We start from the raw sequence: 3,816 nt of genomic DNA, 5'->3' as shown, positions 1-3,816 counted from the left end.
AAAATTTATAACCTGTTAAATCATAGACTTGTTTAACACTAACTTGTCACTAAATTGCATATAAAAAAGCAGGCCCAACTTGAACCTGCTCAAATATACTTAGGCTACTTTCTGAATTAGTCGCGCAGGGCTGCACCAAACTCTGCCGCTACTGAAGTCACAATCGATTCAACAGCGCTTGCAATATCGGCTTCTTCTAAAGTACGTTCAGTCGATTGAAGCATCAACGCAATTGCTAAACTCTTCTTGCCCTCTTCAACCCCTTTGCCTACATAAACGTCAAACAGTTTCGCCTCTTTTAGAAGCTCACCACCAGCATTACGACATGCATCGACAATATCACCTGAAGCAATGGCGCCATCAACAACCAGTGCTATATCACGGCGGTTCGCTGGGAACTTAGACAGTGATGCAGCTTCTGGAATTACACGGGTGTTCACCGCTGACCATTCAAGTTCAAATACGATGGTGCGGCCATTCAAGCCAAACTTACGCTCAAGCTCTGGATGAACAGTGCCTATCACCCCAATAATCTCACCATCGACAACGATGGCGGCCGATTGCCCAGGGTGCAGCGCTGGGTGTGCAACAGAAGTAAAGCTGTAAGCTTTGCCGTTGGCGGTTAAATCAAGAATGGCTTCCAAGTCACCTTTTAGATCGAAGAAATCAACCGTTGCGGTGTCCATGTTCCAGTGCTCTTCACCACGAGTACCGGATATTACCCCCGCGAGCATAGGTTCTTGGCGCATACCGTTCTCTGCCGAAGCATCAGGAATAAAACGCAAACCATATTCAAACAAACGAACGCGTGGCTGCTGGCGTTTCTGGTTATGAACCACGGTATTTAATAGACCTTGGATCAAGCCCAAACGCATCGCCGACATATCAGCAGAAATAGGATTAGGTAGAATGAGTGGTTCAACATCTGGAACAATCAGTTTCTGCTGCTCTGGCTCAACGAAGCTGTAGGTGATCGCTTCATGGTAACCACGGTCAACTAACAAATGACGAACACGCTTAAGTGGCAAGTTTGCTTCTTGGTGGTCATTCATGCTCAATGCTGCAACGGGAGCTTGATTAGGGATATTGTTGTAACCGTAAATACGGCCAATTTCCTCAATCAAGTCTTGCTCAATCGCGATATCAAAACGCCACGTTGGCGCGGTAGCGACCCAACTGTCTGCGCGACTCTCAACACTCATACCTAAACGTTTTAGGATTTCAACCACATCAGCATCCGCAATGTGATGACCAAGCAAACTGTCCAGTTTAGTGCGACGAAGTGTGACTTGATTTGGTTTAGGTAAATCCGTTTCAGACTCAACACTAACCACAGGTGCAACTTCACCGCCACAAATATCAACCAGCAACTGCGTCGCTCGTTCCATCGCACTGGCTTGCAACGCGTAGTCAACACCGCGCTCAAAACGCATGGATGAATCAGTATGTAGGCCATAGCTACGAGCACGACCGCGGATATGGTCTGGTGCAAAGAAAGCACACTCAAGCAGTACATCTTGGGTTTCTGAGCTAACGCCTGAACCTTCACCACCAAAAATGCCCGCAATGGCTAATGCTTTATTGTGATCGGCAACAACCAGCGTATCGACATTCAACTTAGCTTCTGTACCATCGAGTAGCGTAAGTTTTTCATCCTGCTCGGCCATACGAACAACAATACCGCCTTCGATCTTGGCAAGATCAAAGGCATGCATCGGTTGGCCTTGTTCAAGCAAGATATAGTTAGTGATATCAACCACTGGATCAATTGAACGTAGACCACAACGGCGTAACTTCTCTTGCATCCAAAGCGGTGTTTGGGCTTGAACATTAATGTTTCTAACCACGCGACCAAGATAACGCGGACAAGCGGCCGGTGCTTTCACTTCAATAGAGACTTTATCTTCAATTGAAGTAGGAATAGTGGTGACCGATAGCTCAGTGACATCAATGCGGTTCAATACACCTACTTCACGAGCAAGGCCACGAATACTAAAGCAATCTGCGCGGTTCGCGGTCAAATCGACATCAATAGTCACATCATCTAAGCTTAGGAATTCGCGAAAATCAGTACCAACGATGGCATCTTCTGCAAGCTCCATAATGCCAGCGGATTCAACATCAATCCCTAGCTCACTGAATGAACAAAGCATGCCGTGAGAAGGTTGACCACGTAATTTTGCTTTTTTAATCTTGAAATCGCCGGGCAGTACCGCACCAACAGTCGCTACCGCCACTTTTAAGCCTTGGCGGCAGTTTGCTGCACCACAAACGATATCAAGCAGTTCTTCCTCACCCACGTCAACTTTCGTTACACGCAGTTTGTCGGCATCTGGATGTTGACCACATTCAACAACGTGACCCACTTTGACGCCAGTAAATTCACCGGCGACAGCAAGAACGTCATCGACTTCCAAGCCTGCCATTGTAATTTGATGTGTAAGTTCGTCAGTCGTAACCGCAGGGTTAACCCACTCACGAAGCCATGATTCGCTGAATTTCATTGTGTTTACCCTTGAATTACTTGAATTGTTTGAGGAAGCGCAGATCGTTCTCAAAGAACGCGCGTAGGTCGTTGACGCCATAACGAAGCATCGTTAAACGCTCAACACCCATACCAAATGCAAAGCCAGAATATTTTTCAGGGTCAATACCAACACTGCGCAAAACGTTCGGGTGAACCATGCCACAGCCTAGAACTTCAAGCCATTTACCATTTTTACCCTTCACATCCACTTCCGCAGAAGGTTCTGTAAATGGGAAATAAGAAGGACGGAAACGCACTTCAACTTCTTCTTCAAAAAAGTTACATAAGAAATCGTTCAAAATACCTTTAAGCTGAGCAAAATTGACGTGCTCATCAACCAACATTCCTTCAACTTGGTGGAACATTGGTGTGTGTGTTTGGTCGTAGTCATTACGATATACGCGGCCCGGCGCAATAAAACGAAACGGCGGTTGACCATTTTCCATAGTGCGAATTTGCACACCTGACGTGTGTGTACGCAACATTAAATCTGGATTAAAGAAGAAGGTATCGTGATCAGTACGTGCTGGGTGATCGGCAGCAATATTCAACGCATCAAAGTTGTGGAAGGCGTCTTCAATTTCAGGGCCAGATTCAACATGAAAACCAAGCTCACCAAAGAACTGCTCAATACGTTCAACTGTGCGAGTCACTGGGTGTAAGCCACCATTTTCAATGCGGCGTCCAGGCAAAGTAACGTCAATCGTTTCAGCCGCTAGTTTGGCTTCTAACTCTGCTCGCTGCAAAGCATCTTTACGCGTAGCAATGGCGTGTTGCACTGTCTCTTTCGCAACGTTGATCTCTTGACCTGCAGCGCGACGTTCTTCGGGTGGCAATTTACCTAGGCTCTGTAGCTGAGTGGTTAACTCACCTTTTTTACCCAAGTACTGAACACGCACTTCATCAAGTGCGACTAGCGAATCAGCAGCATTAATCGCTGCGGTCGCATTAGCAATAATCTCTTCTAGATGTTGCATCGTTTCCTCATCTACCTGTAGGTAGTGTCCATATAGGATGTTTTTGTATTTTTCAGATAGCTGCACATAGTATCGAAAGCCACCTCTAAAGCCAAATTGAAATGATACTGACGCTTGTTCTTGAACAAAAAAACGGCATTATTTTTGCCGCTCTCTTGATATTACCTCCCTCTCCCCAAACAATAATAAAAACATGACTATTTTTAAGAAGAAACAATGAACATCACGATAACACCAATCGAACCACAAGATGATCCGGACATTTGTAAAATTATCCAATCTGTAGGCGCTGAATTTGGGGCCATCGGTGAG

At 45.8% G+C, this 3,816-nt stretch carries 2 protein-coding genes and 1 pseudogene; 1 reads left to right on the top strand and 2 read right to left on the bottom strand.

What is annotated here, in order from left to right; translation table 11 throughout:
• Nucleotides 1–116: 116 nt before the first annotated feature.
• Both pheT and pheS read right to left on the bottom strand, forming a co-directional pair.
• Nucleotides 117–2,504 (bottom strand): phenylalanine--tRNA ligase subunit beta, encoded by a 2,388-nt coding sequence (gene pheT, locus AACQ17_RS07355; protein WP_094147451.1) that lies wholly within the window; start codon nt 2,502–2,504, stop codon nt 117–119.
• A gap of 16 nt (nt 2,505–2,520) precedes the next feature.
• The gene (pheS, locus tag AACQ17_RS07350) at nt 2,521–3,504 is read right to left on the bottom strand and encodes a phenylalanine--tRNA ligase subunit alpha (RefSeq protein WP_017044058.1); all 984 of its coding nucleotides are present in this window, start codon (nt 3,502–3,504) and stop codon (nt 2,521–2,523) included.
• A gap of 216 nt (nt 3,505–3,720) precedes the next feature.
• Between pheS and AACQ17_RS07345 the strand changes: the two are divergent.
• A pseudogene (locus AACQ17_RS07345) lies at nt 3,721–3,816 on the top strand (GNAT family N-acetyltransferase); the annotation flags it as partial.

The organism is Vibrio sp. V10_P2A27P122 (assembly GCF_963874335.1).
In the GTDB taxonomy this organism is placed as follows: domain Bacteria; phylum Pseudomonadota; class Gammaproteobacteria; order Enterobacterales; family Vibrionaceae; genus Vibrio; species Vibrio anguillarum.
The sequence above is the reverse complement of the archived record's forward strand: the minus strand, read 5'-3'. Positions and strand labels throughout refer to the sequence as shown.